25 protein-coding genes are annotated in these 26,199 nt (G+C 65.2%); 10 read left to right on the forward strand and 15 right to left on the reverse strand.

The window, feature by feature from the left end; genetic code table 11:
- Nucleotides 1-4: 4 nt before the first annotated feature.
- On the forward strand, nucleotides 5-1,339 hold the full coding sequence (locus tag FJQ89_RS24695; protein WP_243136242.1) for a M20/M25/M40 family metallo-hydrolase: 1,335 nt from the start codon (nucleotides 5-7) through the stop codon (nucleotides 1,337-1,339).
- Here FJQ89_RS24695 and FJQ89_RS24700 read toward each other — a convergent pair.
- Complete coding sequence (locus tag FJQ89_RS24700; protein ID WP_141172092.1) at nucleotides 1,336-3,093, reverse strand: FAD-dependent oxidoreductase; 1,758 nt, start codon at nucleotides 3,091-3,093, stop codon at nucleotides 1,336-1,338. The genes FJQ89_RS24695 and FJQ89_RS24700 overlap by 4 nt on opposite strands.
- A 252-nt stretch (nucleotides 3,094-3,345) precedes the next feature.
- Here FJQ89_RS24700 and cysM point away from each other — a divergent pair, with 252 nt between their 5' ends.
- The gene (gene cysM / locus FJQ89_RS24705; protein WP_116743505.1) at nucleotides 3,346-4,248 is read left to right on the forward strand and encodes a cysteine synthase CysM; all 903 of its coding nucleotides are present in this window, start codon (nucleotides 3,346-3,348) and stop codon (nucleotides 4,246-4,248) included.
- A gap of 100 nt (nucleotides 4,249-4,348) precedes the next feature.
- Here cysM and FJQ89_RS24710 read toward each other — a convergent pair whose 3' ends face one another.
- The 5 genes from FJQ89_RS24710 to FJQ89_RS24730 all read right to left on the reverse strand — a co-directional run bounded on the left by FJQ89_RS24710 (nucleotide 4,349) and on the right by FJQ89_RS24730 (nucleotide 10,216).
- Nucleotides 4,349-4,681 (reverse strand): hypothetical protein, encoded by a 333-nt coding sequence (locus tag FJQ89_RS24710; protein ID WP_034751784.1) that lies wholly within the window; start codon nucleotides 4,679-4,681, stop codon nucleotides 4,349-4,351.
- A 438-nt stretch (nucleotides 4,682-5,119) separates the two neighbouring features.
- Nucleotides 5,120-6,265 carry a lytic murein transglycosylase B gene (mltB, locus tag FJQ89_RS24715; protein WP_141172093.1) on the reverse strand — a complete coding sequence of 382 codons (1,146 nt, stop codon included), beginning with the start codon at nucleotides 6,263-6,265 and terminating at the stop codon, nucleotides 5,120-5,122.
- An 8-nt stretch (nucleotides 6,266-6,273) separates the two neighbouring features.
- Nucleotides 6,274-8,298 carry a transglutaminase TgpA family protein gene (locus FJQ89_RS24720; protein WP_141172094.1) on the reverse strand — a complete coding sequence of 675 codons (2,025 nt, stop codon included), beginning with the start codon at nucleotides 8,296-8,298 and terminating at the stop codon, nucleotides 6,274-6,276.
- The gene (locus tag FJQ89_RS24725) at nucleotides 8,295-9,302 is read right to left on the reverse strand and encodes a DUF58 domain-containing protein (RefSeq protein ID WP_141172095.1); all 1,008 of its coding nucleotides are present in this window, start codon (nucleotides 9,300-9,302) and stop codon (nucleotides 8,295-8,297) included. The genes FJQ89_RS24720 and FJQ89_RS24725 overlap by 4 nt, the downstream gene beginning before the upstream one ends.
- A 5-nt stretch (nucleotides 9,303-9,307) precedes the next feature.
- Nucleotides 9,308-10,216 (reverse strand): AAA family ATPase, encoded by a 909-nt coding sequence (locus tag FJQ89_RS24730; RefSeq protein WP_141172096.1) that lies wholly within the window; start codon nucleotides 10,214-10,216, stop codon nucleotides 9,308-9,310.
- Nucleotides 10,217-10,442: 226 nt separating this feature from the next.
- Here FJQ89_RS24730 and FJQ89_RS24735 point away from each other — a divergent pair, with 226 nt between their 5' ends.
- On the forward strand, nucleotides 10,443-11,369 hold the full coding sequence (locus FJQ89_RS24735) for a histone deacetylase family protein (protein ID WP_141172097.1): 927 nt from the start codon (nucleotides 10,443-10,445) through the stop codon (nucleotides 11,367-11,369).
- A gap of 12 nt (nucleotides 11,370-11,381) precedes the next feature.
- Here the strand turns inward: FJQ89_RS24735 and FJQ89_RS24740 are convergent, their stop codons facing one another.
- Nucleotides 11,382-11,702 carry a hypothetical protein gene (locus FJQ89_RS24740; RefSeq protein ID WP_141172098.1) on the reverse strand — a complete coding sequence of 107 codons (321 nt, stop codon included), beginning with the start codon at nucleotides 11,700-11,702 and terminating at the stop codon, nucleotides 11,382-11,384.
- 165 nt (nucleotides 11,703-11,867) lie between these two features.
- Entirely contained in the window at nucleotides 11,868-12,665 is a 798-nt protein-coding gene (locus tag FJQ89_RS24745; RefSeq protein WP_141172099.1) for a hypothetical protein, read from the reverse strand.
- Between the two features lie 227 nt (nucleotides 12,666-12,892).
- Here FJQ89_RS24745 and ylqF point away from each other — a divergent pair, with 227 nt between their 5' ends.
- Nucleotides 12,893-13,813, forward strand: coding sequence for a ribosome biogenesis GTPase YlqF (gene ylqF, locus FJQ89_RS24750; protein WP_243136594.1), 921 nt, complete (start codon nucleotides 12,893-12,895; stop codon nucleotides 13,811-13,813).
- A 70-nt stretch (nucleotides 13,814-13,883) separates the two neighbouring features.
- Here ylqF and FJQ89_RS24755 read toward each other — a convergent pair whose 3' ends face one another.
- Nucleotides 13,884-14,687, reverse strand: a complete 804-nt coding sequence (locus tag FJQ89_RS24755; protein WP_141172100.1) for a DODA-type extradiol aromatic ring-opening family dioxygenase — start codon at nucleotides 14,685-14,687, stop codon at nucleotides 13,884-13,886.
- Nucleotides 14,688-14,799: 112 nt separating this feature from the next.
- Between FJQ89_RS24755 and FJQ89_RS24760 the strand changes: the two genes are divergently transcribed.
- The 6 genes from FJQ89_RS24760 to FJQ89_RS24785 all read left to right on the forward strand — a co-directional run bounded on the left by FJQ89_RS24760 (nucleotide 14,800) and on the right by FJQ89_RS24785 (nucleotide 19,895).
- The gene (locus FJQ89_RS24760) at nucleotides 14,800-15,690 is read left to right on the forward strand and encodes a LysR family transcriptional regulator (RefSeq protein ID WP_141172101.1); all 891 of its coding nucleotides are present in this window, start codon (nucleotides 14,800-14,802) and stop codon (nucleotides 15,688-15,690) included.
- 98 nt (nucleotides 15,691-15,788) lie between these two features.
- Nucleotides 15,789-17,354: a TonB-dependent receptor domain-containing protein gene (locus tag FJQ89_RS24765; RefSeq protein WP_141172102.1), complete on the forward strand. Its 1,566-nt coding sequence runs from the start codon at nucleotides 15,789-15,791 to the stop codon at nucleotides 17,352-17,354.
- Nucleotides 17,355-17,501: 147 nt separating this feature from the next.
- Complete coding sequence (locus FJQ89_RS24770) at nucleotides 17,502-18,173, forward strand: thiol:disulfide interchange protein DsbA/DsbL (RefSeq protein WP_099760268.1); 672 nt, start codon at nucleotides 17,502-17,504, stop codon at nucleotides 18,171-18,173.
- Nucleotides 18,174-18,185: 12 nt separating this feature from the next.
- Entirely contained in the window at nucleotides 18,186-18,410 is a 225-nt protein-coding gene (locus FJQ89_RS24775; RefSeq protein WP_141172103.1) for a hypothetical protein, read from the forward strand.
- Nucleotides 18,411-18,490: 80 nt separating this feature from the next.
- Nucleotides 18,491-19,237 carry an SDR family oxidoreductase gene (locus tag FJQ89_RS24780; protein WP_141172104.1) on the forward strand — a complete coding sequence of 249 codons (747 nt, stop codon included), beginning with the start codon at nucleotides 18,491-18,493 and terminating at the stop codon, nucleotides 19,235-19,237.
- 121 nt (nucleotides 19,238-19,358) lie between these two features.
- Entirely contained in the window at nucleotides 19,359-19,895 is a 537-nt protein-coding gene (locus FJQ89_RS24785) for an ester cyclase (RefSeq protein WP_141172105.1), read from the forward strand.
- Nucleotides 19,896-19,904: 9 nt separating this feature from the next.
- Here the strand turns inward: FJQ89_RS24785 and FJQ89_RS24790 are convergent, their stop codons facing one another.
- The 6 genes from FJQ89_RS24790 to FJQ89_RS24815 all read right to left on the reverse strand — a co-directional run bounded on the left by FJQ89_RS24790 (nucleotide 19,905) and on the right by FJQ89_RS24815 (nucleotide 26,103).
- Entirely contained in the window at nucleotides 19,905-20,819 is a 915-nt protein-coding gene (locus tag FJQ89_RS24790) for a LysR family transcriptional regulator (protein WP_141172106.1), read from the reverse strand.
- Nucleotides 20,816-21,724 (reverse strand): efflux RND transporter periplasmic adaptor subunit, encoded by a 909-nt coding sequence (locus FJQ89_RS24795; RefSeq protein WP_141172107.1) that lies wholly within the window; start codon nucleotides 21,722-21,724, stop codon nucleotides 20,816-20,818. The genes FJQ89_RS24790 and FJQ89_RS24795 overlap by 4 nt, the downstream gene beginning before the upstream one ends.
- Nucleotides 21,725-21,772: 48 nt before the next feature.
- Nucleotides 21,773-21,973 carry a DUF1656 domain-containing protein gene (locus FJQ89_RS24800; RefSeq protein ID WP_070224633.1) on the reverse strand — a complete coding sequence of 67 codons (201 nt, stop codon included), beginning with the start codon at nucleotides 21,971-21,973 and terminating at the stop codon, nucleotides 21,773-21,775.
- Nucleotides 21,963-24,101: an FUSC family protein gene (locus FJQ89_RS24805; RefSeq protein WP_243136244.1), complete on the reverse strand. Its 2,139-nt coding sequence runs from the start codon at nucleotides 24,099-24,101 to the stop codon at nucleotides 21,963-21,965. The genes FJQ89_RS24800 and FJQ89_RS24805 overlap by 11 nt, the downstream gene beginning before the upstream one ends.
- Nucleotides 24,102-24,111: 10 nt before the next feature.
- Nucleotides 24,112-24,618: a MarR family winged helix-turn-helix transcriptional regulator gene (locus tag FJQ89_RS24810; protein WP_141172108.1), complete on the reverse strand. Its 507-nt coding sequence runs from the start codon at nucleotides 24,616-24,618 to the stop codon at nucleotides 24,112-24,114.
- 72 nt (nucleotides 24,619-24,690) lie between these two features.
- Complete coding sequence (locus FJQ89_RS24815) at nucleotides 24,691-26,103, reverse strand: efflux transporter outer membrane subunit (protein ID WP_141172109.1); 1,413 nt, start codon at nucleotides 26,101-26,103, stop codon at nucleotides 24,691-24,693.
- Nucleotides 26,104-26,199: the final 96 nt, after the last annotated feature.

The following is a 26,199-nucleotide window of genomic DNA, read 5'->3' on the forward strand; positions in this document are numbered from 1 at the left end:
AGCAATGACGGCAGCCATGCTGTCGGCTAGTGTGGCGGCGGCGCCGGGCGCCGAACCGGCGCAGCAGCAGATACGCCAGCTGGTGGCCGACATCTCGCCGCAGCGCATCGAGGCGCACGTGCGCAAGCTGGTCAGTTTCCAGACGCGCCACAGCATGTCCGATACCGTCTCCGACACGCGCGGCATCGGCGCGGCGCGGCGCTGGATCAAGGCGGAGCTGGAGCGCTGCGGCGCGCAGGCGGGCGCACGCCTGCAGGTGGCGTTCGACAGCCATATGGCGCCCGTGTCGAAGCGCATTGCGCGGCCGACGGAAATCGTCAACGTGGTGGCGACCCTGCCGGGCAGCCAGCCGCAGTCGGCCGGGCGCATCTATGTCGTCAGCGGCCACTATGACTCGCGCGCCACCGACGTGATGGATGCGCAGGGCGACGCGCCCGGCGCCAACGACGACGCCTCGGGTACGGCGGCCGTGATCGAGATGGCGTGCGCGATGGCGCGCTACCAGTTCGACGCCACGCTCGTCTTCATGGCCGTGGCGGCAGAGGAACAGGGTTTGTTGGGTTCCGGCCACTGGGCGCGGCAGGCGAAGCTGAACAAGCTCAATATCGCCGGCATGCTCAATAACGACATCATCGGCAGTTCGCGCGCCGACGATGGAAGCGTCGACGGTGGCCAGGTGCGCCTGTTTGCCGAGGGCATCCCTGCCGTGAAAGAAATGAGCGACGGCGTGCGCGCCCTGGTGGCGACGGGCGGCGAGAACGACTCGATTTCGCGCCAGCTGGCGCGCCACGTGAAGCAGGTGGGCGAGCGCTATGTGCCCGGTTTCAAGGTCAACGTCATCCAGCGCGCCGACCGCTACCTGCGCGGCGGCGACCATATGCCCTTCCTCGCGCAAGGGTATGCGGCGCTGCGTTTCACGGAGCCGAACGAGGATTTTACCCACCAGCATCAGGATGTGCGCGTGGAAAATGGCGTGCAGTATGGCGACCTGCCGCAATTCGTCGATTATGACTACGTGGCGAAAGTGGCGCGCGTGAATGCGGCGGCGCTCGCTTCACTGGCCCTGGCGCCGGCCGCGCCCGCTGGCGTGCAGGTGCGCACGGCGCAGCTGGAAAACGCCACGACCTTGCAATGGCAGCCGAACTCGGAGCCGGACCTGGCCGGCTACCGCATCGTCTGGCGCGCTACCACGGCAGACCAGTGGCAGGGTGCGCAGGACGTGGGCAATGTCACCGAAGCCAGGCTCAAGCTGTCGAAAGACAACTATTTCTTTGGCGTCCAGGCCATCGACCGCGACGGCAATGTCAGCGTGGCAACATACCCCACGCCGCTGCGCTAGGCGCTGTTGACGGGCAGGCGCGCCAGAAAACCGTGAATCTGGGAAACGACCGCCGCGCCTTCGCCGACGGCGGCCGCCACGCGCTTGGTCGAGCCGGCGCGCACGTCGCCGATGGCGAAGACGCCCGGCACGCTCGTTTCCAGCGCGGCGCGCTCGGGCAGGTCGGGTGGATATACCCCGTGGCCGTGGGCGCGGCATTCGGCGCGCGTGACGTCGAAGCCCGTACGAATGAAACCCTGTTCGTCGACGGCCACGGCGCAGTCGTGCAGCCAGTCCGTGTTCGGATCGGCGCCGACGAAGAGGAACACGCGGCGCACGGCGCAATCGCATTCTTCACCCGTCTGCTTGTTGCGCCAGCGGGCGCCCGTCAAGCCATCGTCGTCGCCTTCGAGGGCGATGATTTCCGTGTGCGTGTGCAAGGTGATGTTGGGCGTGGCGGCGATGCGCTCGATCAGGTAGCTCGACATGCTGGCCGCCAGCCCTGCGCCGCGGATCACCATGTGGACTTTGGCCGCGTGGCCGGATAGAAACACAGCCGCCTGGCCGGCCGAGTTGCCGCCGCCGACCAGGATGATCTCTTCCTGCTTGCACAGCTTGGCTTCGATGGGCGAGGCCCAGTAATACACGCCCCGTCCTTCATATGTTTTCAGGTTCGCCAGCGAGGGGCGGCGGTAGCGCGCGCCGCAGGACAGCACCACCGTGCGGGCGCGCACCTGCGTGCCGTCGCACAGATTGACGCGCAGGGGCCAGGTGTCGCACAGCAAGTTGGCGGCGCTGGCCGGGGTGGCGATCTCGACGCCGAATTTTTGCGCCTGCACATAGGCGCGTCCCGCCAGGGCGCGACCGGAAATGCCGGTGGGAAAGCCGAGATAGTTTTCGATGCGCGCGCTGGCGCCCGCCTGGCCGCCATACGCGCGCTGTTCCAGCGCCAGCACGGTCAAGCCTTCGGAGGCCGCATACACGGCCGTGGCCAGGCCGGCGGGGCCGGCGCCCACCACCAGCACGTCGAAGATCTTGTCGCCGGACAAATCAGGCAACATGCCCAGGCAGCGTCCCAGTTCCGCATTGCCGGGATTCTTCATGATCTTGCCGTCTGGACAGACCACCAGCGGCCACTCCTGCGGCGTGGGCTGGTAGCGCTCGGCCAGCGCGGCGGCCGCCGCATCGGTGGACGGATCGAGCACCGTGTGCGGATGGCCATTGCTCGATAGAAAGCTTTGCAGGTGGAACAGATTACCATTGCCGCGCGGCCCCACCAGCACGGGGCCGCCTGAATTGGCTTCGATCAGCGCCACGCGGCGCAGGATCAGGGCGCGCACGATGCGTTCGCCCATCTCCGCCTCGGCCACGATCAGCGCGCGCAAGGATTCCGAGCTGATGTCGAGCAATTCCACGGCGCCCACGGCGCTGCCGTTGACGAGGGTGGGGCGGCCGGACAACTGCGCCACTTCGGCAATGAAATGGCCGACGCCCACTTCGCGCAGCAGCGACGCCTGGCCCAGCACTTCGTGGCGCGTGATGCTGACGCGCCCGGACAGTATCACCAGCATGCCGAAGCTGCTGCTGCCGGCCTCGAACAGCGTCTCGCCATCGGCAAAGCGCCGCAGCGTGCCATAGCGCTGCAAGCGCTGCAGTTCGAGCGCATTGAAGACGGGCGAGATCTGGTGGCTGCGGCCCTGCAAGTCGAGTGTGGTGAACTGGACGGGATCGTCCTGCGTCGTTTCGGGAATGAATTCGGGTGTGCTGCTGGCCATGGCGAGTCCGTTCGGAGGCTGAATAAGCAAATAACAAAAATAACTAACAGTGACGAGTCTAGCGCATGCGGCGCGCGCCTGCCGCAATACCCGTTGCGCACGCCCGGAAATGCCGGCGCGGCAGGCGCCGTGCGGCATGTGGCGCTGCGGCGGGACGCGCATGCGTGCCCGGCTGCCGTTGCCGATGAGCGATACGCCGTCCAGCATCTCATATTAGAATGGGTCTTTGTTGAATCTACTCAAACAGACACGATGGCTTACAAGACACTTGAAGATACGATAGGCAACACCCCGCTGGTGCAACTGACGCGCTTGCCGGGCGCCGATGCGATTGCGCGCAACAACGTCATCCTCGGCAAGCTGGAAGGCAACAACCCGGCCGGCTCCGTGAAGGACCGCGCCGCCATGTCCATGCTCAAGCGCGCTGAAGAGCGCGGCGTCATCAAGCCAGGCGATACCCTGATCGAGGCCACCAGCGGCAATACGGGCATCGCGCTGGCCATGGCCGCCGCCTTGCGCGGCTACAAGATGCTGCTCTTGATGCCAGACAATCTCAGCGTGGAGCGCCGCCAGAGCATGGCCGCCTACGGCGCCGACATTCTGCTCACGCCGAAGACGGGTGGCATGGAATATGCGCGCGACCTGGCCGAGCAGATGCAGAAGGATGGCCGTGGCATCATCCTCGACCAGTTCGCCAACGAAGACAATTCGCGCGCCCACTACGAAAGCACGGGACCGGAAATCTGGCGCGATACGCATGGCCAGGTTACGCATTTCGTCAGCGCCATGGGCACGACGGGCACCATCATGGGCGTGTCGCGCTATTTGAAGGAACAGAATCCCGCCATCCAGATCATCGGCGCACAGCCCGAGGATGGATCGCAGATTCCCGGCATCCGCAAATGGCCGGAAGCGTACTTGCCGAAAATTTACGACAAGTCGCGCGTGGACCAGGTGGAATACGTGAGCCAGGGCGTGGCCGAGCGCATGGCGCGCAGCCTGGCGGCGGAAGAAGGCTTGTTCTGCGGCATCTCGGCGGCCGGCGCCTGCGAAATCGCACTGCGCATCTCGCAAACGGTGGAGAATGCGACGATCGTGTTTGTCGTCTGCGACCGCGGCGACCGCTATCTGTCCACCGGCGTGTTTCCTGCTTGATAGTTAATACGGGAAAATAAAATCGGCCAGAACGGCCTGAGAACTGCTGGAAATACCCCCTCCCCATGGCGGGGAGGGAAAACCTGCGAAACTGGCAGGATCAGCCTTGTGGCGTTTCGCCTTCTTTTGGCTTGAATTGCTTGTCGCTGATGCGGAATTTGTTACGACGGTCACCCATCAGGTAACGCAGGTCGCGGATGCTCAGGTCGCTCACTTCGTGCATGCGGATCAACAGCGATGCGCCGACCGGCAGGCGGTGGTGGCGGATTTTACTGATGACCGGTGGCGCCACTTCCAGCGCGCGGGACAAGGCTGCGTCGTTTTTCAGGCGCAGGTTTTCGATCAGGGTATCGAGCAATCTGTTTGGGTTGTACTGGAGCAGATCGTCGGAGTCCGAATCGCTGTTCATATCAATGCCGACTTGGTTTGTCATGATGTTAATGTTCCTTCTGTAGTTGCACTGCAAAGTAAAAAACACTCGGAGCTCGCTCTTGCTGCGTTCATGTTCATTCTTTACTAAAAGGAACAAATTCACACACGGTACGATCCGGGATACAGTTTTTCATGATATATACACAATTGTACAGCAGGATTCCATTTCAGGCCGGAAAGCTCTGTAATCTTGCTTTGGATAAAATAACTGTTGTCATGTTGCAACAGCTATTTATTCTTTATTATGCTCTATGATAGAACAAAAATTGTACTTTGACAAAAGTTAAGTATAAAACCATTTCTGTATTCCGTGCCGCACAAAGGCTGGCGAGCGAGGCTGGCACATGTTATCGGCCCCACCATAGACCTGTTTGCTGGTCGCTTCAACATCGCTTACGCTTTCTTACAAGTAATATTATAACTTTACACTGACTTTCGGTTAGCGTGCGCGCACTTGGCTGATGGCCTTGCCCAAGTCAATCACTGACATGGCATAAAAATAACTTCTGTTGTACTGAGTTATAGCAAAGAAGTTATTGCTTGCCAAGTGATACTCAGTTGCTTCTGAACCATTTTGCAGATCGATCAGGCCGTACAACATGTTCTGGGGCGTGGTTGCGAGCGTACTGACGCCGGCTTCCTGCAATTCCTCCAGCCGGTACTTGGCTTGCAAGCCCTGGCCGATGAACTTTTCCCAGGCGTGGCTGCCCGAGACGGTGACGCGATATGTGCTGATGGCCGGGTCATCTCGGCGCCAGCCGTGTTCGACGAGGAAATGCGCCACGCTGCCGATGGCGTCGGCGGTGGAATTGCGCAGGTCGATGTGACTATCGCCATCGAAGTCCACCGCGTATTTCATGATGCTGCTGGGCATGAACTGGGGCAGGCCGATGGCGCCCGCATACGAGCCGAGCAGGGTCAAGGGATCGATGCCATCCTTGCGCGCGTACAGCAGCGCGTTTTCCAGTTCCCCCTTGAAAAATTCCATGCGCGCGGCGCGCGTCGGGCTTTCCGGGTAGGAAAACGCCAGGGTCGTCAGCGCGTCGAGCACGCGGAAACGGCCCGTGTTGCGTCCGTACACGGTTTCCACGCCGATGATGCCGACGATGATTTCAGCCGGCACGCCATATTCGCGTTCGGCGCGCGCCAGCGCTTCCGCGTTCTCTTCCCAGAATTTCACGCCCGCATTGATACGCACAGGCTCGATGAAGCGGGCGCTGTACGCTTGCCAGTTCTTCGGCTTGCCCGGTGGAGCCGGTTTCATCAGCTGCACGGTCGACTCGACATAGCGCACCTTGCCGATCAGGCTATTGAGTTCGGCGCGGTCAAAACCATGCTTGGCGGACATCTCGTCGAGGAAGGCACGCACTTCTTTCCAGTTGGCATAGTCGACAAACTCGCCTTCGAAGTCGAATTTCGCCGGTGCTTTTTTGGCCGTCGCCTTGGCGGGTGGGGCCTTGGCCGCGCGCACGGCGCGGGCGCGGTCAGCGGCGGAAATATTGCTGTTTTCGCCAGCATGCGCGGTCGCCAGGCACAGGGGAAGGGAGAGGAGCAGGGACAGGGCGGAGGTTTTGATCGGTAACAAGGAGCGTCTCATCGGCATTGGGTTAACAGGTGGCGCAAGCTGCGCCGCGCGCGGGATTGTTCGTCTGGGTTGGCATTACCATACTTCATCGTGGCATAGATTGCCAGAAACTGTGCGATGGCGGCGTGCGCCTCTTGTGTGGCCATGCCTGCGGCCAGGCGCGCAGCATAACCGTGCGGCCCTTCATGCGGCGCACGGCTGTAGCCGCGCCGCGCCTGCTGGCGGCAAAACTGCAGGTACAGGGCGTCGAGCGGATCGCCTTGCCGCGCCTGCCGCCACCAGACCAGTGCGCCAGCTGCGGCGGACAGCAGGGCCAGCGCGGCGCAAGCGAGTGCCAGGGTCGTCGCCGGCAGGTTTTTCAAGCGATCGAGCATGGCGCGCTGGCGTTGCGGCGTGGTGTCGAGCACCCAGCTGCTCCAGGCGTGCTCGGCCTGCTGCCATTGCTGGCGCCATGCGGCAAGTGCCCCTGTCGCGCCGCCATCGAGGCCGGCCAGGGCGCGCCAGGCCGTCAGCGGCGACGCGGCCGCTGGCAGGGCGGCATCGAGGCTGCGCTGCGTGCGCAGGGGCGCGACGGCGCTGGTGGGATCGACGCGCACCCAGCCCCGGCCGGCCAGCCACACTTCGCTCCAGGCATGGGCGTCGGACTGGCGCACAGTCAGGCTGGGGCTGCCGTCGGCACCGTCGCGTGTGCCGCCCTGGTAGCCCGTGACGACGCGCGCGGGAATGCCCATGGCGCGCATCAGCACGACGAAGCTGCCCGCGTAATGCTCGCAAAAGCCCGCCTGCGTGGTAAACAGGAACTCGTCGACGCCATGCTTGCCCAGCAGCGGTGGCTGCAGGGTGTAGCGGAAGGGCGCATGGCGGAAGTGCGTGAGGACGGCGGCGATGGCGGCGGCGGGCGCCAGCGCCTGCGCGCCGCTGCCGCGCAGTGCGCGGGCCCAGGCGATGCTGCGCGGGTTGCTGCCAGCGGGCAAGGCCAGCCATGGCTGTTGTTGCGCGAGCGACAGGCCGGCCTGCAGCCGGTAGCGGGGCTGGGAACTGACGCGGTAATGCACGGTCGAAGTAATCGGTTGTATGGTCAGCACTTCCAGCGCAGACGACACGACATACGGATTGCCGGGCAGGCGTTCGATGCTGCGCGGCACGTCGAGCGCGAAGATGCGTCGCTGGCCGTTCGCTGGCAAGGTCACTGCGTAGTGGCTGGGTGGCCCTTCCAGTGCGATGTCGATGCGGCTGTCGCTGGCGGGTGCGCGGCCAGCGCCCCGGCGCGTCCAGGTGGCGCCGTCGTAGTCGCCCAGCACCACGCCGCGCCAGTACAGCTGATCTTGCGGCGGGAGCGGCGTGGAAAAGCGGGCCGTGAAGACGGGCTCGTTTGATACGGCCAGCGCGGCGATGGCGCCCGGCTGCATGCTGTCGGACAAGCCCGTGCGCGCCTGCGCGCCCTCGTGCGGCGTACCCCACAGGGGGGCGCCGGGGCGCGGCACGGCAAGAAACAGTACGGCCGCCAGGGGAAGGGCCAGCGCCAGCATGCGCCCCAGCAAGCCCAGCCTTTGCGCCAGGCGTGGTTGCAACGTGCCGTACTGGGCCGACAGCAGGGCCGCCAGCAGCACGAGCACGGTGGCCAGCATCCAGGCGGCGCTGAGGATGCCTTGCGTATGGAAAAAGTTTGCCAATAGCAAAAAGAAACTGAGGAAGACGAGCACGAAGATGTCGCGCCGGCCATGCATTTCCAGCGACTTCAAGGCCAGCAGCAGGGCCAGCATGGCCACGCCGGGATCGCGTCCCAGCAGCGTGCCATAGCTGGCGTACACGCCGGCGATGCCCAGCAAGGCCAGCGGCGCCAGCACGGCGAGCGGCGGCTGGCGCCGGCCCCGCACGGTGATGACGGCGCGCCACAGCAGCGGTGCGGCTGTCGCTACCGACAGCCATGGGGGCAGGTGCAGCGCGTGGGGCGCGAGCACCATGGCGGCGGCCAGCAACAGCAGCACAATGTCGGCCTTCTCGCGCGGCAAGCCGCTCAGCCAGGCTTTCATGGCATCGCCTGCGCTGGCGGCAAATCGTGCGGCGTACCATGCAGGGCCAGCGCGCGCAGGCAGGCGTCGCGCTGGCCGGCACCCAGGGCCGGTGCCAGGGTCAGCACACCCAGGCGCAAGCCATATGGCAAGCCCGTGCTTTCCGCCTGCAGCACCCAGGCGGCCAGGCGCGACAGGCGTGCTTCCGGCGCCAGCGCGTGCAGGGCGGCGTAGTCGAGCATAAGCTTGCCATGCGTGCCGTGCGGTGCGCGCTTCGGTGCGTCGGCGCCAGGCTGGAATTGCTTGCTGAATAAATGCTCGCCATCATGACGGGCGATCTGGCGCCAGGCCAGGCGCTGCAAGGGGTCGCCCGGCTGGTAGGCGCGCACACCGGCCAGTTCCAGGGCGCCGCCGGGCAAGTCTGGCCAGCCTGGCTGTCGTGCCTGCTGTATTGTGCCGGCCGGCCAGGGCAGCGGCGGTGCATCTTGCTCGGGCTGCGGATACACGAGCACGCGCGCCTCGGGCTGCCAATGGCACCAGGCAACAAACAGGCCCAGTGGAAAACTGCCGGACAGGCGCACGGCGGGCGCATTGAGCCATCCGCGTTGCCGGGCTGGCATGCCGATACTGACGGCCGTTTCACCGTGGGCGGCGATATCGGCCAGGCTGGGTGCTGCCGGCGAACCGCTGACGGCCACGTGGATCGCATGGCGCGGGCGGCTGCTGCGGTTGATCAGGCGCAAGGTAAACAAGGCGCGGCTGCCCGCGAAGACGGGATTGCCCGGCGTGGAGGCCAGCGCCAGGCCCGCCAGGTTGCGGCTGCTAAACAGCATGTCGGCGATGGCGCAGGCGGCCGCGAAATACGTGAGCGCATAGCCCAGGCCCAGGCCGTAATTGACGGCGGCGATCCATAGTGCCAGCAGCAGCGCGGCAAACGCCAGGCCCGCACGCGAGGGGCGGATGTGCACGCGCTGCGCGCCCAGCCAAGGGCGCGCCGGCAGCCATGGAATAGTGCGCCAGCGCATGCCGCTCAGACGGGGATGCTCAACAGCAGATGCTGCAGCAGCGCGCGGCTGTCCGTGGTCCCTTGCGCCGCATGCAGGCGGTGGGCGCAGACGGGCAGCAGCACGGCTTGTACATCGTCGGGTGTGACGTGGTCGCGTCCGGCCAGGGCGGCCCAGGCGCGCGCCGCCTGCAACAGGGCCAGCGCGGCGCGCGGGCTGAGGCCGTCGGCAAACACGCCGGGCGCGCGGGTGGCATGCACGAGGGCCAGCACGTAGTCGACCACGGCGGGTGAGGCGTGGATGGCGCGCAAGCCCGCTTGCGCCTGCAGCAATTCTTCCGCGTTCATCACGGCCGGCAAGGTTTGCAGCATGGCGCGGCGGTCGGCGCCCAGCAGCAGCGCCCGTTCGGCTGCCGCATCGGGGTAGCCCAGGGTGACGCACATGAAAAAACGGTCGAGCTGCGATTCGGGCAGGGGGAAAGTACCCAGTTGGTGCGCGCAGTTTTGCGTGGCGATGACGAAAAACGGTTGCGGCAGCGTGTGCGTGACGCCATCGAGCGTTACTTGCCGCTCTTCCATCGCTTCGAGCAAGCCCGATTGCGTCTTCGGCGTGGCGCGGTTGATCTCGTCGGCCAGCAGTACTTGCGTGAACAGGGGGCCGGGGTGGAAGATGAAACTGGCGCTGGCGCGGTCATACACGCTCATGCCGGCCACGTCGGCAGGCAGCAGGTCGCTGGTAAATTGCTGGCGCTTCCATTGCAGGCCCAGCGAGATGGCCAGCGCATGCGCCAGTGTGGTCTTGCCCACGCCGGGCACGTCTTCGATCAGCAGGTGGCCGCCCGCCAGCACGCAGGCGAGGGTCTGGCGGATCTGCAAGTGTTTGCCGACGAGAACTTCGCCGATTTGCTGCGCGGCCTGGTGTATTTTCGAAAACATGTTATTTCTATCACAGTACAAGGGATTATTTAATTTACAATCGCTTTGGCCAGGTCAAACGGCGGCGCCCGCCAGCTGCGCGCTCGTGGTAGATTAGAGTCACAGCAAAGGCGGCAAGGGCAGCACAGACCAGCCAGTGATTTTATGCGAGAACGCGCAGGGCGAACAGGAATGCCATGCAGTGTTCCCGGAGAATGGACAGAGACAGAGGTAACCAGTACAGCGCATGAGCACAGCCATTTATACCCATCCCGATTGCCAGCGCCATGAAATGGGCGACTGGCATCCTGAATCGCCGGCCCGCTTGCAGGCCATCAACGATCAATTGATCCTCGCGCATATCAGCGACCTGGTCGAGCACCGCGACGGCGTGCGTGCGCAATTGTCCGACATCGAGCGCAACCACAGTGCCACGGCCATCGGCCTGGTACGCGACAATGTGCCGGCCGAGGGCGACTACTATCCGCTCGACGGCGACACCTTGCTCAACGCGCACAGCTACGAGGCGGCCCTGGCCGCCGCTGGCTCGGCCGTGATTGCCACGGACGCCGTTATCGATGGCGAGATCAGCAACGCCTTTTGCGCGATCCGACCGCCAGGCCACCATGCGCGGCCCAGCGAGCCCATGGGTTTCTGCCTGTTCAACAATGTCGCCATCGCCGCCAAGCATGCGCTCGACGTGCGCGGCCTCGACCGAGTCGCCATCGTCGACTTTGACGTACATCATGGCAATGGCACGGCCGAATCCGTGGCAAATGATCCACGCATCCTGATGGTGAGTTTTTTCCAGCACCCGTTTTATCCGTACAGCGATGTCGAGTCTTACACGGATACGCGCGTCAACGTGCCCGTGCCAGCCCGCTCGAAGGGCGATGCCGTGCGCCAGCTGGTGCTTGACCACTGGCTGCCGGCACTGCACCGGCAGCAGCCGCAGATGATTTTCATTTCCGCCGGTTTCGATGCCCACCGCGAAGACGATGTGGGCGGCATGGGCCTGGTGGAGGCCGACTACACATGGCTGACGCAGCAAATGATGGCCGTGGCCAATCAGTATGGCAAGGGCCGCATCGTCAGCTGCCTCGAAGGGGGCTACAACCTGTCGTCGCTGGGCCGCAGCGTGGCGGCGCACGTGAAGGCGCTGGCGGAGCTGTAACGGTGCAGCGAACTACAGCAAGCTCGGACGGCTGCTGGAATTGGTGTGGCGATGGGTCTGGTAGTCGAGCGCGTCGCCGGCCATGAAGCGGCGCCAGGCTTGCGTGTAGACGAGCGATGATTTCTCTGCGTCGAAGCTGTCGAGCTGGAGCATGTCGCGGTGGTGCTTGATTTCATTGACCAATTGGTCATACAGCATTTGCAAGCCATAGCTGTCGGCGCTTTGGCGTTTCAGGCGCTCTTCCAGCTGCGCCACTTGTCCCTGCAACTGCCGGCATTCCTTCTTCCAGTCATTGCGCGGCATGCGCTTGGGCGCCATGCCAGTGTGTTCCATCGTCATATCGACCTATCCCCGTCGCGTATCTCCCTGCACCTGGCGGAGCCAGCCTGGAAATAATTGCTTTTCATTTAAGAGGCGATATTAGAGCATACTTTTTTATTGCTTGCAGTAAATATAAAAATCCTTGTAGAAATATCTTACCTGGCTTCCCGGCACGTATCACTGGTGCTGCGCCGCCTTCAAGGGCGCAGCGGGGGCGGCTTCGGCCAGGTGGTCGTCGTCGGCGTAAGTGAGGGTCAGCAGGGTATTGTCGTCCCAGCTTGCGTCATACAGCGGCGGCACGTAGCGCTGGCGGTCTTGCGTGACGCGGATCTCCAGCGCGCGCTCGCCCGAGCGCGCCTGCACGGCGGCGAGGTTGCGCGGCACGGGATACAGCACGTGGATCAGCGACGAGTGGCACGGTCCGCCCGCCAGGCGGAACAGGTTGCGCCGGACAAAGGGCAAGTCATCCTGCTCGACGGCCCAGCGGATTTCGCATTCCAGGCGCAAGTCGCCCAGGCGGCGCACGTTCGCAGGCAGTCCCGGCGTATGGATGTCGGCGCGCCAGCGCAGGGTGTCGCGCTTCTTGTTGCTGACCAGGTCGGCATTCGCATCGTAGGCCGTCTTGTCGCGCGTCAAGGTGAAGCCGCCATCTGCCGCCAGCGGCACGGGGATCGACAGGTTGTCGGCTGACAGGTGCAGGGTCACGCCATCGAGTCTGGCCTGGGGCGTGGCGGGGACCAGCATGAAGCGCAGCGGCGCGCCCGGCGCCAGGCGCTGGTGGTCGGCATACGCGTCGAGCCCCTTGAGCATGGTGCGGTAGGGGCGCAAGTCGGGATCGCGCGTGCTTTGCACGTCGACAACCTGCTGCATGTCCTGGCTGGCCGTGTCGCCAGGCGCCGCCGTTTGTTCTTGGGCCAGGGCGGGCAGCAGGCAGGCGCAAAGGGGGGCGAGGAGGAAAAAACGGGGAAGATGCATGGAATGCGTGCCAGGTTAAGCGTGCAATGGGGAAACCGGCCAGGCTGGACGGACTGCGGATCTTATCATTCAAGTAACTGCCAAATTATCACCAATTGTCTCGTTCGCGTCGCACGGCTGGCGCTGTCGGCGGAAAATGCGACGTCGTGGCGGCAACCACGTAAAATAGCGGATTGACTGAACGAACTGAAGGCAAGAGCATGGCGATACAATGGTACCCAGGACACATGAACGCGGCCCGCAAGAAAGCGGCCGAGACCATGGAAAACACCGACCTGGTGATTGAAGTGGTGGACGCGCGCTTGCCGGCAGCCAGTTGCAATCCCATGGTGGACGAGTTGCGCCTGTTCCGCCAGCGCCCTTGCCTGAAGATCCTCAACAAGACCGACCTGGCCGATCCTGCCGCCACGGCCGCCTGGGTGGCGTATTTCAATGCCCAGGAAGGCGTGACCGCGTACGCGATGACGACCAAGAAGCCGGGCGACGTGGCGCGCATCCCTGACCTGGCCAAATCGCTGGCGCCGCACCGCGGTGTGCCAACGAAACCGCTGCGCATCATGATCATGGGTATCCCCAACGTGGGCAAGTCGACCCTGATGAATGCGCTGCTGAAAAAGCGCGTGGCCAAGGTGGGCGACGAGCCTGCCGTGACCAAAATGCAGCAGAAATTGTATCTGGACAAGAACACCATCCTCGTCGACACGCCCGGCATGCTGTGGCCGAAGATCGCCATCCCCAGCGACGGCCTGATGCTGGCGGCCAGCCACGCCATCGGCTCGAACGCGCTGATCGAAGAGGAAGTGGCCGTGTTCCTGGCCGAGGAATTGCTCAAGCGCTATCCGGATTTGCTGGCGGCGCGCTATGGCACCAAGGTCGGTGAAGTCGACGCCATCGGCGTGGTCGAAGGCATCGCCGCCAAGCGCGGTTTCCGCATCAAGGGCGGCGATTACGATTTCGAGAAAGCCTCGCATACCTTGCTGCTCGACTACCGCAGCGGCATCCTCGGTCGTATCTCGCTGGAAACGCCGGATACGCGCGCGGCCTTGCTGGCCCAGCACGCGGCCGAGATGGCGGAAAAAGCGGCCATAGCGGCAGCGATTGCCGCCGAAAAAGCAAAAAATGCGGCGCGCGGCAAGCGCGGCACGTAATTCAAGCGACAGCCATGCAAAAAGCGCCGCGACATCACTGTCGCGGCGCTTTTTTTTATGCGCTGGCGGATTATCCGAATCTGAAACTGGTCACCGCCAGCGCGCCAAAAAAATCCTCCTCGTGGTACACCACGTGCGCCGCTTCCTGCTCGGCCGCACCGAGCGCCACCATCAGCGGCAGCAAGTGATCTTCCTGCGGATGGGCCTGGCGCGCGCCGGGGGCCTGGTCCCAGGCCAGCAGTTGCTCCAGCCTTTGTTCTGGCGGCAAGGCCATCGTCTGGCGCAGCCAGGCGTCGAACTGGTGCGAGGCGACGGCGCCCGCCTGGCCGAACTGGCGCAGATTATGGTAAGACAAGCCGCTGCCGACGATTAGCACGCCTTGCCGGCGCAAGCTGGCCAGCGCGCGGCCCACCTCGACGTGCGTCAGCGGGTCATAGCCGTGTTTCAGCGACAGCTGCACCAGCGGCACGTCCGCTTGCGGGTAGATGGGAAACAGGGCGCTGAAGGTGCCGTGGTCGAAGCCCCGCTCGTGGTCCAGGCGCGCCGCGTGGCCGGCCGCATCGAGCAACTGTTTTACCTGCGCCGCCAGTGCCGGCGCGCCCGGTGCCGGGTACTGGATCTGGTAGGTATGCGGCGGAAAGCCCGAATAGTCATAGATCATGCCCGGCTGCGGACTGGCCGAAACGAGGAACTGCGGCCCTTCCCAGTGCGCCGTGACCACCAGCACGGCTTTCGGGCGCGCACCGATCTGGCGCGGGATATCCTGCAGCGATGCTTCCAGCACATCGTAGCGGTCGCCGAACTGCTCTTTCATGAACGGCCACGGGCCGCCGCCGTGCGACAGGAAATAGGTGGGGAAAGTGTGCTCTTGCATGGCGGCTCCGGAGTGGAATGACTGATGCTATCGATGATAGTCATGCGCGGTCAGTTGATCAAGATCGCAATTATTGATATATCATTTCCATTTTGTTGATGATGGGATGGTCATGGATACTTTGCGCAGCATGCGCGTGTTTCGCTCCGTGGTGGAACTGGACAGCTTCGTGCGCGCCAGCGAGCGCCTCGATCTGTCGCCGGCCATGGTCAGCAAGCACGTGATGCACCTGGAACGCCACCTGGGCGCGCGCCTGCTGAACCGCAGCAGCCGTCACCTGAGCCTGACGGAAATCGGCAAGGTGTACTTCGAACAGTGCCGCGACATGCTCGACAACCTCGACGAGGTGGAAGCGACAGTGGGCCGCACGACGGTGGTGCCGCGCGGCATGCTGCGCCTGAGCGCCCCCGTCTGGTTCGCCAACGCCATCTTTACGCGCACCCTGGTGGCTTACCGCGAGCGCTTCCCGGAAGTCACGTTTGACATCGACTTGAGCGGGAGGGTGGTCAACCTGGTGGAAGAGGGTTTCGACCTGGCCCTGCGCGTGAGTCAGGCCCCATCGCCGAGCCTGATCGCGCGGCCTATCGGCAGCATCGCCTTTCACCTGGTGGCCGCGCCCGCCTACCTGGCGCGCGCGGGCCAGCCTGTGGTGCCGCAGGATCTGGCGCAGCACGCCATGATCAGTTATTCGCTGTTGTCAAATGGCAATGAATTGACGTTGGACGGCCCACAGGGACACGAGACGGTGAAGTTTACGCCCGTGCTGCAATGCAATAACGAAAGCCTGCTGCATGCGGCCGCGCTCGACGGCATGGGCATCGCCCTGCTGCCATCGTGGCAAACGGATGCGGACCTGGCGGCGGGGCGGCTGGTGCGTCTCTTCGACGGCTACCAGTTGGCGGGCGGCAAGGTGTACGCCGTCTACACGAGCCGCCGCTACCTGTCCTCGAAAGTGCGCACCTTCATCGACTTCCTGGCCGATGAAGGGCGCCTGGGCAGCTGACGGCCCCAGCGGCGCACGCCGTGCGTATAATGATTCGCTTTTGCCATCCTCCCGTTGCACTACCGTGCGTGCCCCGGTAGCGCACCCAGCTTGCCGCCATGATGCCTGCCCCTCCCGCCCTGACCATCGCCACGCGTGCCTTGCTGCTGTGCGCCCTGGCCATGCCGGCGTGCGCGCAGGAGCTTGAATCGCCTGCCGTGCCGCCATCCGTGCAGCAGGACGGCGGCGCGGCAGGCGTCACGCATGGCGACTTGTCCACCGAACTGGCGCAGGGCGGCCAGCACAGCGTGCGCGGCGCCCTGTCGCGCGACCAGGACGGCATGTCGCTCGATCTGGCCATCGATGAGTTGCGCAATGGCAATTACCGCGATGGCAGCGTGTTTCACCAGCGCGGCTTCAACGGCGGCGCGGAATGGAAGCTGCGCCAGGGGCGTTTCGGCTTCAGCGCCGACCAGCTGAACCAGGACACCCGCTATCCCGCGCCCGAGGCGCCGTTCCTGGCCTTGCTGGCGGCCCGCCCGGAAGACCTGTACCGCTACGAGGTGCGGCGCGCCAGCGCCTTCGTGCAGCGCTATGTGGGCAATGTCGAGCTGGGCGTGGAGCTGTCGCAGCGGGAAAAGCGCGCCACCGCCCAGTATGCGGGCGAGGATGGCAGCAGCGAATCGCGGTACAGCAGCCGCCGCCGGCAACTGGCGCCGCGCCTGCGCCATTACGGCAAGGTGGGCGGCGTGGGCACGGATACGGAAGTGGGCCTGGACCTGATGCAGTGGGAGCGGCGCTCGGGCCGCGATGGCGATGGACGGCGCCGGCAGTATTCGCGCGCGCTGCTGCTGCGCGAAGAGCTGGCATTCGGCGGCCCATCTGCGCCGCGTCTGCTGCTGGGCCTGCGGCATGAACAGTTTCAGCTCGATCCGGCCGACATGCCCGCCGGCGGCAGCGACTGGGAAAACCAGAACGCCTGGGACGTGCAGGGCAGCCTGCAGCTGCGCCCGCAACTGAGCGTGTACGCCAAGGCCGCGCGCAGCTACCGCATCGATGACGATGGCTATACCCGCGCCGGCTACCGTCCCCTGGCGGGACAGCTGCGGCGCGAAACGGAAGTGGGCGCTACCTTCGGCGACGCGGCGCGCAGCGCCTCCGTGCGCGTCTTCAGCGAGCGCCTGAGCAATCAGATCGTCTTCGACCAGAACCTGGGCCAGCTGGGCTTTGCGGGCAACCTCGACCCCTCGCGCCGCGACGGCATCGCCATCGAGGCCAGCATGGCGCTGGCGCGCGACTGGCGCCTCGACGCGCAGGTACGGCAAGTGCATGCGCGCTATGATGATTACACCTACGACGGCCCGGATATCGCCCTCGTGCCCAAGACCCTGGCCAGCCTGCGCGTGTACTGGACGGGGCAGGCCGGCGCGAGTGCCGACGTGGGCGTGCAATGGCTGCGCGCCCTGCGCTATGGCCCGGATTTCGACAACAGCTGCCTGGCGCAAGTGCCCGCATTCGCCACCGTGGACGGGCGCTATGTGCGCAAGCTGGGCGCGTGGGAGCTGGAGCTGGCCGGCAGCAACCTGGCCAACCGTCGCCATTACGGCGATGCGCCCGGCTGCCGCTCCAGCATTTACCTCAACGATGCGCGCCAGCTGCGCGTGTCGGCGCGCTACCATTTCTGAGACAGAGGCGCAGCGGGGCTTAAATGCGGCTTAAGCGGGCGCGAAGCGGGGCGATAAACTCGGCTTTTTTCCACCCTGGCTTCATCGACCGGCGCAAAAAGTGGTAATCTCGCCCCGTTCACGACCACTTTATGATGAAGGATTAATATGCGTTTTCTGCGTTTCTTGCGTCCCCTGCTCGCCGCCGTCACCCTGGTGGCGGCCACCGGCGGCGCCATGGCTGCCGATACCGGCTTTACCACGCTTCCGACGCCAGTGCGCACGGACACGGGCAAGAAGGTGGAAGTGGTCGAGTACTTCATGTATTCCTGCCCGCATTGCTACGCGCTCGATCCTTTGATGCACGACTGGGTCAAGAAGCAGGGCGACAAGATCGCCTTCCGCCGCATCCACCTCGCCTTCTCCGGCCCGAAAGACCCGCAGGCGCACGCGTATGCCACCCTGGAAGCGATGGGCCAGCTGGAGCAGTTCCACGACAAGATCTTCCGCGCCATCCACGTCGAGCGCAACCGCCTGAACCGCGATGACGCCATCCTCGACCTGCTGGTCAAGAACGGCATCGACAAGGCCAAATACCTGGACATGTTCAATTCCTTCGGCGTGCAAACCAAGCTGAAACGCAACGAGCAGCTGATCACCGCCAGCAAGATCGACAGCGCGCCGACCATCGTCATCGACGGCCGCTTCGTCACGTCGCCGTCGCAGCTGTCGCGTCCCGGCCAGTCCGAGCCGCAGACTCAGGCGGCGACCCTGCGCGTGATGGATGAACTGGTGGCACGCACGCTGAAAGAGCGCGCACCCGCGCCAGCGAAGAAGTAAGCGGATAGCGCCATGAAACAGCTGCCCTGGACTTTGTGCGTACTGGCCCTTGCCCTCGTGGCGTGGCTGGCGCTTGCCGTCGTCAGCGTGGAAAACCAGCGCAACGCGCTGGTGACCCAGGCGTGCGTGGACCCCGCGTTCAAGAACGAGGTCGACGCGAAATGCCTGGCGTCCGTGCAGTCGCGCGAACACTGGTGGCAGCACCTCACTTACGCCATGACGCATTTCCGAAATTGAATGCGCCTGCATGAAAACCCGCCGCGCGCGGGTTTTTTTTCGTGTGCGTATGATGAAGCCACAACCATCCCGGAGGAACGATGAAGGAAGTGATCCTGATTACCGGCAGCAGCCGCGGCATCGGCGCGGCGACTGCACAGCTGGCGGCGCGCCAGGGCTATGCCGTCTGCATCAACTATGTGCGCGATGCGCAGGCGGCCGAGGACCTGTGCGCGCGCATCGTCGCTGGCGGCGGCGAAGCGATCGCCGTGCAGGCCGACGTGGGCGACGCAGCGGACGTGGAACGGCTGTTCGGCGAAGTCGATGCGCGCCTGGGCACGCTCACGGCGCTGGTCAACAATGTGGGCGTGCTGGAGCAGAAATGCCGGCTGGCCGACATTTCCGTGCAGCGCCTGGAGCGCGTGCTGCGCACCAACGTGATCAGTTATTTCCTGTGCTGCCAGCAGGCCGTGCGGCGCATGTCGACGGCGAACGGGGGCCAGGGCGGGCGCATCGTGAATGTCTCGTCGGTGGCCGCGCGCCTCGGCTCCCCGGGCGAATACATCGACTATGCGGCCTCGAAAGGCGCCGTCGATACCTTGACCCTCGGGCTGGCGAAGGAAGTGGCGGCCGAAGGCATCCGCGTCAATGGTGTGCGGCCCGGCATCATCTATACGGACATCCACGCCTCGGGCGGCGAACCGGGACGGGTGGCGCGCCTGGCGTCCGGCGTGCCGATGCAGCGCGGCGGCGAGCCGGAAGAAATCGCCGACGCCATCGTGTATCTGCTGGGGCCGGGCGCGACGTATGTGACGGGCAGCATTCTCGACGTGGCCGGCGGGCGCTGATTTTCAAATTCGGCGAGCGATTGCTTCAATTGACAGGCCAATTATCAAGCAGGGCGATTAAATCCAGAATGGCGGTGTGCCATATGCAGTAGGCACGCCGATCAACCAACCTGGATTTATCATGCCGACCCTTGTTCTTGCCCCCGCCCTCCTGGCCCTGTCGCTGCTGGCCGCCGCGCCAGCCCATGCCGCCACAGAGTTGCCCATGCCGTCCCACCTGTCCGGCGCCGCTGCCACCGACAAGGTGGTGCTGGCGGCACGCCGCTATGCCGCGTTCTGGCAGAGCGGCGATGCGGCTCTGGCGCGCCTGGCGCTGGCCGACGATTTTACCGATCGTACCCTGCCCGCCGGCCGCCCGCAGGGGCTGGCGGGCCCGTTGCAGGCGTCGCAAGTGTTTCACGCGGCCGTGCCGGATTTGCGGGTGGCCATCGAGGACATGCTGGTGGCGGGAAGCCGGGTCAGCCTGCGCCTGCATTTCACGGGCAGGTTCACGGGCGTCTTCCCCACGCCGCAGGGCGAGCTGCGCGGCCAGGGACAAGCCATCGACTTTTACGCGTTTGATCTGTACCAGGTCGACGCGCAGGGGCGCATCAGCGACAACTGGCATCTGGAAGACAATCTGACCCTGCTGCGCCAGCTGGGCGTGCTGCCGCAGTAATGGCGGCCCTCAGGCTTGCGGCGCGCTGAACTGCCGCAGCAGGAAGTCAGCCAGCAGGGCGACGCGCGGCGGCTGGAAGCGGCTGCGCCGGTACAGCAGATGCAAGGGAACGCTGTCGACAAAGTAATCGTCGAGCACCGTTTGCAAGCGCCCGGCGCGCAGGTCGTCGCCGATGTCGAGCAGGGATTTGTAGGCATAGCCATGGCCGGCCACGGCCCAGCGACGGATGATTTCGCCGTCGTTGCTGTGCCAGGTGCCTTGCAGGCGCAAGCCGTGGCGCTTGCCGTTCTCGCGGTAGCGCCATTCCTGCGGCGCGCCGTCGCCCGCCGTGAGCACCAGGGTAGGCAGCAGCGCCAGGTCGCGCGGCGTGGCCGGCAAGCCCACCCTGGCGGCCAGCGCGGGCGCCACGCACACCACGCGCCGGCCCGGATGCAGCAGGCGCGCCACCATCTCGCTGTCGGGCAGCTCGCCGTAGCGGATGGCCAGGTCGACCTCGTCCTGCACCAGATTGGCCGTGGCGTCCGTCAGGGTCAGCGCATGCTGCACCTGCGGGTGCAGCGCGGCAAAGCGGTCGAGCATCGGCAGCAGCAACTGGCGGCCGAAATCGGACGGCGCCGAAATGCGCACCAGGCCGCGCACGGCACCAGCGTCCCCGTGCAAGCCGTCTTCCGCCTGCGCCAGCAAGTCCAGCGCCTGTTCGCTGTAGCGGCGGTAGTGCAAACCCTCTTGCGTCAAGCGCAGCTGGCGCGTGGTGCGTTCGAACAGCGTGGCGCCCAGCGCCGTTTCCAGGCGCGCGATGGCGGCGCTGGCGGCGGCCGGCGACAGGCCATGCTTGCGGCCTGCCGCGGAAAAGCTGCCCAGCACCGCGGCGTCGAGGAACAGGGCGATTTCCGCCAGGCGCCCGGCGCCGCCGCTGCGGCTCATGCGGGGTGCGCGGCCGCTGGCTTCGGCGCGGGTGTTGATGGGGGCGCCGAGTGGGGCGTGATCACCACGGTGCAGGTGGTGCCGGCCACCAGCAGTTGCCCCTTCGGCTGCTCGTCGATGTGGATGCGCACGGGCACACGCTGCGCCAGGCGCACCCAGTTGAAGGTGGGATTGACGTCGGCCAGCAGTTCGCGGCCCGTGGCGGCGTCGCGGTCGGTGATGCCGCGCGCGATGCTTTCGATGTGGCCATGCAGGGTGCCGCCGCTCATCAGATTCATTTCCGCCTTGTCGTCCTGCGCCAGCATGCCCAGTTTGGTCTCTTCGAAGTAGCCGACGACGTAGTACGAGGCGCTGTCGATGACGGCCAGCTTGGGGGCGCCAACGGCGGCGAAATCGCCTTTGTGCACGTTCAGGTTGGTCACGTAGCCGCTGACGGGCGCGCGCACGGTGGTGCGCTCCAGGTTCAGTTGCGCCAGCGCGCGCGCGGCCACGGCCGCCTGCACTTGCGACGAGGCCGAGCTGGCGGCGAAGGCGGCGCTTTCGCGGCTTTCCGTCGAGATGATGCTGGCGTCCAGATTGGCGCGCCGCTGCGCTTCCTTGCCGCGGCGGCCCATTTCCGTTTTTTGCGTGGCCAGCACGGCGTCGGCCTGCGCCAGCGCGCTGGCGTAGCGTTCCTTGTCGACGACGAACAGCACATCGCCTTTTTGTACCACCTGGTTGTCGCGCACCAGCACGTCCGTGACGGTGCCGGCCACGTCGGCGCTGATGTTGACGATGTCGGCCTTGATGCGGCCGTCGCGCGTCCACGGCGACTCCATGTAGCGGTCCCAGACGGTCTTGCCGATCCACAGGGCTGCGGCCAGGAGCAGTAGGGTGATGGCGTAGCGGGTCAGTTTGCTTACCATGTCGGCAGCCTTTCCTTGATGGGGTTGAACATTTTTTTTATTTGACGATTATTTGTACAGCGATAGAGCCAGCGCGCCGAAGATGGCGATGAAAATACACAGCCGCGCCAGAGACGGGTGCCACACCATGCGGTACACGCCCAGCCAGCCCAGCACGCGGTCGAGCAGGGTTTGCAGGCCGATGCTGAGGATGAACAGGGGCAGCAGGGTAGGAATCAGAATTCCGAACAGGGCGAATTCACGCGGCATGGTGGTCTCCGGCGCCAGGCGCCATATGGTCAAGCAATGAGGTGTAGATCGAATGCAGGTCGACCAGCGCTGTCTGCAGGCGCGCGCTGCGTTCGGCGCTTGCTTCGACTTCCGTCTGGGCTGCGCGCACCACGGCGCCCGCCTGCAAGGTGGCGGCCAGCGCCGCTTGCAGTGCCGTGTCGCTGCGCGTGCGCAGCCAGCCGGCGATGTGCTCCACGCACTGCTGCAGCGCGTGGCGCGTGGCGCCCGGGCGGGCGGTCGCGATCAGTTCGCGCAGTTCGATCACGGAATGGCCGATTTCCAGCAGGGTCAAGGCCTGGCGCACGACGGCGCGCGTGGCCACGCCCGGCGCCGGTCCGGCCGCCGCATTGAGCTGGCTGAGCAGATCGCGCACGCGGTTGTCGAAACGGTGCTTGACTCTTCGCGCCGGCGCCGTGCACGCATGCAGCGCTTCGCGCCACAGGGCGCGGCCGATGTGGTCCTTGTGGCCCATCGTGTGCTCGGGCAGCAGTACGGCAAACACGAGGGCGGCCAGCATCAGGCCGACGATCAGCGCCATGCCCGTGTTCAAAAAGGCCGCGCCATCGACATGCATCACGTTGGTCGGCGCCATCTGCGTGATGAAAGTCGACACGCCCAGGCCCACGCCCAGCTTGGCGGGATTGGTCATCAGATACAGGCCGACGGCGAGGAACGGTGTAAAACTCAGTACCAGCATGGGGAAGCCGTCGCCGTGCACCAGCACGACATACACGCAGACGAGCGACAGCGGCATGGCGATAAAAAAGCCCGTCAGCACTTGCCGGATCATCATGATGGGGCGCGGCGAGGACGAGGCCAGCGCGCAGAACACGGCCGCCATCAGCATCGCCGTGCTGGCGTAGGGCCAGGCGAGGAAGTAGGCGCCCAGCGCCAGCAGGGCCAGGCTGATGGCCGCGCGCGCGCCGCTGGCGATGACCAGCGCGGGCGGCGTCTTCGGCGCATACGCCTGCGGCGTGCTGACATCGAGCGGCGTGTCATGTACGAGGCTGAAATACACTTCGTGAAAGCGGCTCATGTCGCGTGCGAAGCGTTCCAGCAACTCGCACACGGTGTCGAAGTCGATGCGCTGCGCATGCGCGACTGGCGCCGCTTCAATATCTGTGCGCGCCTGCGTCAGCGCCGTTTGCAGGTGCCGTTGCATGGTGTCGAGCGAGTCTTGCGAAGGCGTCGCCTGCAGCGCCTCGGCGACGATGGCGTACAGGGGCGTGCACGCCTGCATGACCCGGGTTTCGCCATCGCGCTGCAGACGGTCAAACAGGCGGTGGAAGGTATAGAAGGTGGTCAGCGCCGTCATGAAGGTGGCGTTGAAGGCGTGCAGCTTGCGGTTTTGCGCACGCACGTGACCCACTTTGCTGGTCACTTCGAACAGCGCGGCCGAGCGGCCCAGTTCCAGCGCCGCCACGTCGGCGGCGAACTGCAAATGCGTCAGTTCCACCTGCGCCGGCGTGAGCTTTTGCTGCAGCACGTCCTGGCAAAAGGTGAGAAATTTGCCATAGCGCGCCTGCACCGTGCGCATCACCTGCGTGCCCTGGTGACGCGGCAGCAGCACGCTGGAGACGACGGCCGAGCAGATGATGCCCAGGCCCACTTCGGCCACGCGCGTGACGGCCAGCGAGAACACCTGCATCGGTTGCTCGATGGCGGGCAACACGATCATGCAGGCCGTGTAGCCGGCCAGCACGTACACATACGACTGGGCATTGCGGTGCAGGGCCGAGCCGCTCGTGCACAGGCCCACCCACAGGGCCAGGCCGGCGAACAGCAGCACGGGCTGCTGCGGGAACAGACCGATCAGGGTCAGCGCGGCCGCGCATCCCAGCAGGGTGCCGCACAGGCGGTAAAAGCTTTTTTCCAGCACCATGCCGCTGCTGGGCAGGGCCAGGATGATGGTGGTGGTCATCGCCGTGCTGGGCGAATCAAGGCCCAGGCGGTAGGCCAGCCACAGGGCGCAGAACGCGGCGATGAGGGTCTTGCCGACGTAGATCCAGCGTTCGCCTTCCGTCTTGCGCCAGTCTTGCAGCGCCAGCGCCAGCCAGTGGGCCGCCCGGCTCAGGGGGCCATATGTAGGTGTTGTGGCTGGCGTCATCGATAGGCTATCAGTTCTGGTTGTTGAGATTATTCAGGTTGCGCAACTGGCGCACGTACAGCTTGTCGAGCACTTGCAGCTCTTCTTGCGTAAAGCCCTCGTACAGGGCCGAGGTTTCCTGGTACACGTCAGGCAGCGCCGTTTCGATCAGCGTGCGGCCCTTGTCGGTCAGCGAGATCATCACCGAGCGGCGGTCGCCGGGGCGCGTGCCGCGGTGGATCAGGCCGCGCGTTTCCAGGTCGTTGCAGACGCGCGTCAGGTTGGCCGGCTTTTCATGGCACGCCATGCCCAGGGTGCAGGCGTTCGAGGTTTCGTCATCCGTGCCGTACAGCACGGCGAGCACCATGTAGCTGGCATCGACCAGGTCGTGCTTTTTCAGCGCGGCATTGGTCAGGTCCTTCATGCCTTTTTGAATGTGGTACGTCATGCGCAACAGGCGCATCAGTTCCATGGGGAAGCCTGGCATGCGCGTGCGGATGTTTTGCAGCCGCTTGGAGGTGGCGTCAAAAGCGGTCATGTCAATTCCTTCATGTGTGAATAAAGCTCCGATTGTATCTTGTTGAGCCATGGCAATACCAGGATTGCAACACTAGATGCCGCCTCCTAACGCATTCATCAAGGAAACGTACAGATCCAGTTCGCGTGCGCCATTTTGCGCCTGCTGTTGTTCTTCCGCCAGCAGTGCCACTTGCGTGTTGAGCATGGCGATGGCGTCGCTCATGCCCGCTGTGTAGGCCTTTTCCGCCAGGTCGCGTGCGCGCTGCGCCGTGGCCAGCGCCTGCACGGTCAGCTGGTGCTGCTTTGCCAGCGATTGGGCACGGGTGACGGCGTTGGCCACGTCCGACATGGCGTTGATGACGGTGGCGTTGTACTGCTCCACCGCGCCGTCGTACACGGCCGTCTGGCTGCCCAGCTGGGCGCGCAGGCGGGCGCCGGCAAAGATGGGCAGGCTCAGCGCGGGCGAGATGCCGCGGATGTCCGAGTTGGCGTCCAGAAAATGGCTGAAACCGAATGCCTGGAAGCCGGCAAAGGCCACCAGGTTGACGTTCGGGTAAAACTCGGCCTTGGCAGCGTCGATGCGCTGCGCCGCCGCTTCGACTCTCCAGCGCTGGGCGGCGATGTCGGGGCGGCGGCCGATCAGGTCGGCCGGCAGGGCGGCGGGAATGGCCAGCGGCTGGTCCAGGCGCAGCACGGGACGCGTGAGCGCCGCACTGGCGCCCGGACCCTTGCCCGCCAGAGCGGCCAGCTGGTTGCGCAGCAGGGCCAGCGACTCGGCCGACTGTTCCAGCTGGCGGCGGCCGGCCGGCAGGGTGGTTTCGATTTGCGCCACGTCGATATCGGTGCCGATGCCGGCCGCCTTGCGCTGGCGCGTGATGTCGAGGATGCGCGCGCGCTGCGCCAGGCTGCGTTCGATCACGTCCTGCACCCGGAACTCATACGACAGCTGGATGTAGGTGCGCACCAGCGCCGTTTCCAGCGCCAGGCGGGCCATCTGCGATTCGGCCGACGCCAGTTGCACGTCGCCCAGGGCGGCGGACAGGGCGGCGCGGTTGCGGCCCCACAGGTCCAGATCGTACGAAGCGGTGACGGTGGCCTGGTTGCGCCAGGCGTAATTGCCGGCCAGCGGCGCCGGCGTGCTGCCGTGCTGCGAATACAGTTCGCGGTTGATGGAGACGGATGCGTCGGCCTGCGGGCGGGTCTTGTCTTCAAATGCGCCGGCCAGCGCCTCGGCCTGGCGCACGCGCGCCTGGGCGCCGCGCAGGGTAGGGCTGTCGGCCAGCGCCTGCTCCATCAAACGGTTCAACTGGGGGTCGTGCAAGTCTTGCCACCATTGCGCGCGCGGCCATTGTATGGCGGCGCTGGCGGCGGCATCCATGGCCTGGCTACCCTGCAGTTTATTGGCGTCGAGCATGGCCGATTGCGGCGCGATATGGCCCATGTCGGCGCAAGCGCTCAAGGTAAGGATCAGGCTGGCGGCAAGCAAACGGCGGTGCAGGGACATGCAGGGACTCCGGGACAGATCGTGTAGGGGGGGATGCTGACAGCTCGCCGCGGGAGCTTCGGGAGTGGCCCGAGTGCTGCGCCGCAACTGAGTTGT

It is taken from the genome of Janthinobacterium tructae (genome assembly GCF_006517255.1).
In the GTDB taxonomy this organism is placed as follows: Bacteria; Pseudomonadota; Gammaproteobacteria; order Burkholderiales; family Burkholderiaceae_D; genus Janthinobacterium; species Janthinobacterium tructae.

What these genes read in the sequence shown, in the direction of transcription:
- FJQ89_RS24735 (WP_141172097.1), top strand. Translation starts at nt 10,443, where the DNA reads ATGAGCACAGCCATTTATACCCATCCCGATTGCCAGCGCCATGAAATG.
- FJQ89_RS24760 (WP_141172101.1), top strand. Translation starts at nt 14,800, where the DNA reads ATGGATACTTTGCGCAGCATGCGCGTGTTTCGCTCCGTGGTGGAACTG.
- FJQ89_RS24765 (WP_141172102.1), top strand. Translation starts at nt 15,789, where the DNA reads ATGATGCCTGCCCCTCCCGCCCTGACCATCGCCACGCGTGCCTTGCTG.
- cysM (WP_116743505.1), top strand. Translation starts at nt 3,346, where the DNA reads ATGGCTTACAAGACACTTGAAGATACGATAGGCAACACCCCGCTGGTG.
- FJQ89_RS24755 (WP_141172100.1), bottom strand. Translation starts at nt 14,687, where the DNA reads ATGCAAGAGCACACTTTCCCCACCTATTTCCTGTCGCACGGCGGCGGC.
- FJQ89_RS24775 (WP_141172103.1), top strand. Translation starts at nt 18,186, where the DNA reads ATGAAACAGCTGCCCTGGACTTTGTGCGTACTGGCCCTTGCCCTCGTG.
- FJQ89_RS24795 (WP_141172107.1), bottom strand. Translation starts at nt 21,724, where the DNA reads ATGGTAAGCAAACTGACCCGCTACGCCATCACCCTACTGCTCCTGGCC.
- FJQ89_RS24785 (WP_141172105.1), top strand. Translation starts at nt 19,359, where the DNA reads ATGCCGACCCTTGTTCTTGCCCCCGCCCTCCTGGCCCTGTCGCTGCTG.
- FJQ89_RS24790 (WP_141172106.1), bottom strand. Translation starts at nt 20,819, where the DNA reads ATGAGCCGCAGCGGCGGCGCCGGGCGCCTGGCGGAAATCGCCCTGTTC.
- FJQ89_RS24695 (WP_243136242.1), top strand. Translation starts at nt 5, where the DNA reads ATGACGGCAGCCATGCTGTCGGCTAGTGTGGCGGCGGCGCCGGGCGCC.
- FJQ89_RS24745 (WP_141172099.1), bottom strand. Translation starts at nt 12,665, where the DNA reads ATGCATCTTCCCCGTTTTTTCCTCCTCGCCCCCCTTTGCGCCTGCCTG.
- FJQ89_RS24730 (WP_141172096.1), bottom strand. Translation starts at nt 10,216, where the DNA reads ATGTTTTCGAAAATACACCAGGCCGCGCAGCAAATCGGCGAAGTTCTC.
- FJQ89_RS24770 (WP_099760268.1), top strand. Translation starts at nt 17,502, where the DNA reads ATGCGTTTTCTGCGTTTCTTGCGTCCCCTGCTCGCCGCCGTCACCCTG.
- FJQ89_RS24800 (WP_070224633.1), bottom strand. Translation starts at nt 21,973, where the DNA reads ATGCCGCGTGAATTCGCCCTGTTCGGAATTCTGATTCCTACCCTGCTG.
- FJQ89_RS24740 (WP_141172098.1), bottom strand. Translation starts at nt 11,702, where the DNA reads ATGGAACACACTGGCATGGCGCCCAAGCGCATGCCGCGCAATGACTGG.
- FJQ89_RS24810 (WP_141172108.1), bottom strand. Translation starts at nt 24,618, where the DNA reads ATGACCGCTTTTGACGCCACCTCCAAGCGGCTGCAAAACATCCGCACG.
- FJQ89_RS24710 (WP_034751784.1), bottom strand. Translation starts at nt 4,681, where the DNA reads ATGACAAACCAAGTCGGCATTGATATGAACAGCGATTCGGACTCCGAC.
- FJQ89_RS24780 (WP_141172104.1), top strand. Translation starts at nt 18,491, where the DNA reads ATGAAGGAAGTGATCCTGATTACCGGCAGCAGCCGCGGCATCGGCGCG.
- ylqF (WP_243136594.1), top strand. Translation starts at nt 12,893, where the DNA reads ATGAACGCGGCCCGCAAGAAAGCGGCCGAGACCATGGAAAACACCGAC.
- FJQ89_RS24725 (WP_141172095.1), bottom strand. Translation starts at nt 9,302, where the DNA reads ATGCGCTGGCGCACTATTCCATGGCTGCCGGCGCGCCCTTGGCTGGGC.
- FJQ89_RS24720 (WP_141172094.1), bottom strand. Translation starts at nt 8,298, where the DNA reads ATGAAAGCCTGGCTGAGCGGCTTGCCGCGCGAGAAGGCCGACATTGTG.
- FJQ89_RS24815 (WP_141172109.1), bottom strand. Translation starts at nt 26,103, where the DNA reads ATGTCCCTGCACCGCCGTTTGCTTGCCGCCAGCCTGATCCTTACCTTG.
- FJQ89_RS24700 (WP_141172092.1), bottom strand. Translation starts at nt 3,093, where the DNA reads ATGGCCAGCAGCACACCCGAATTCATTCCCGAAACGACGCAGGACGAT.
- FJQ89_RS24805 (WP_243136244.1), bottom strand. Translation starts at nt 24,101, where the DNA reads ATGACGCCAGCCACAACACCTACATATGGCCCCCTGAGCCGGGCGGCC.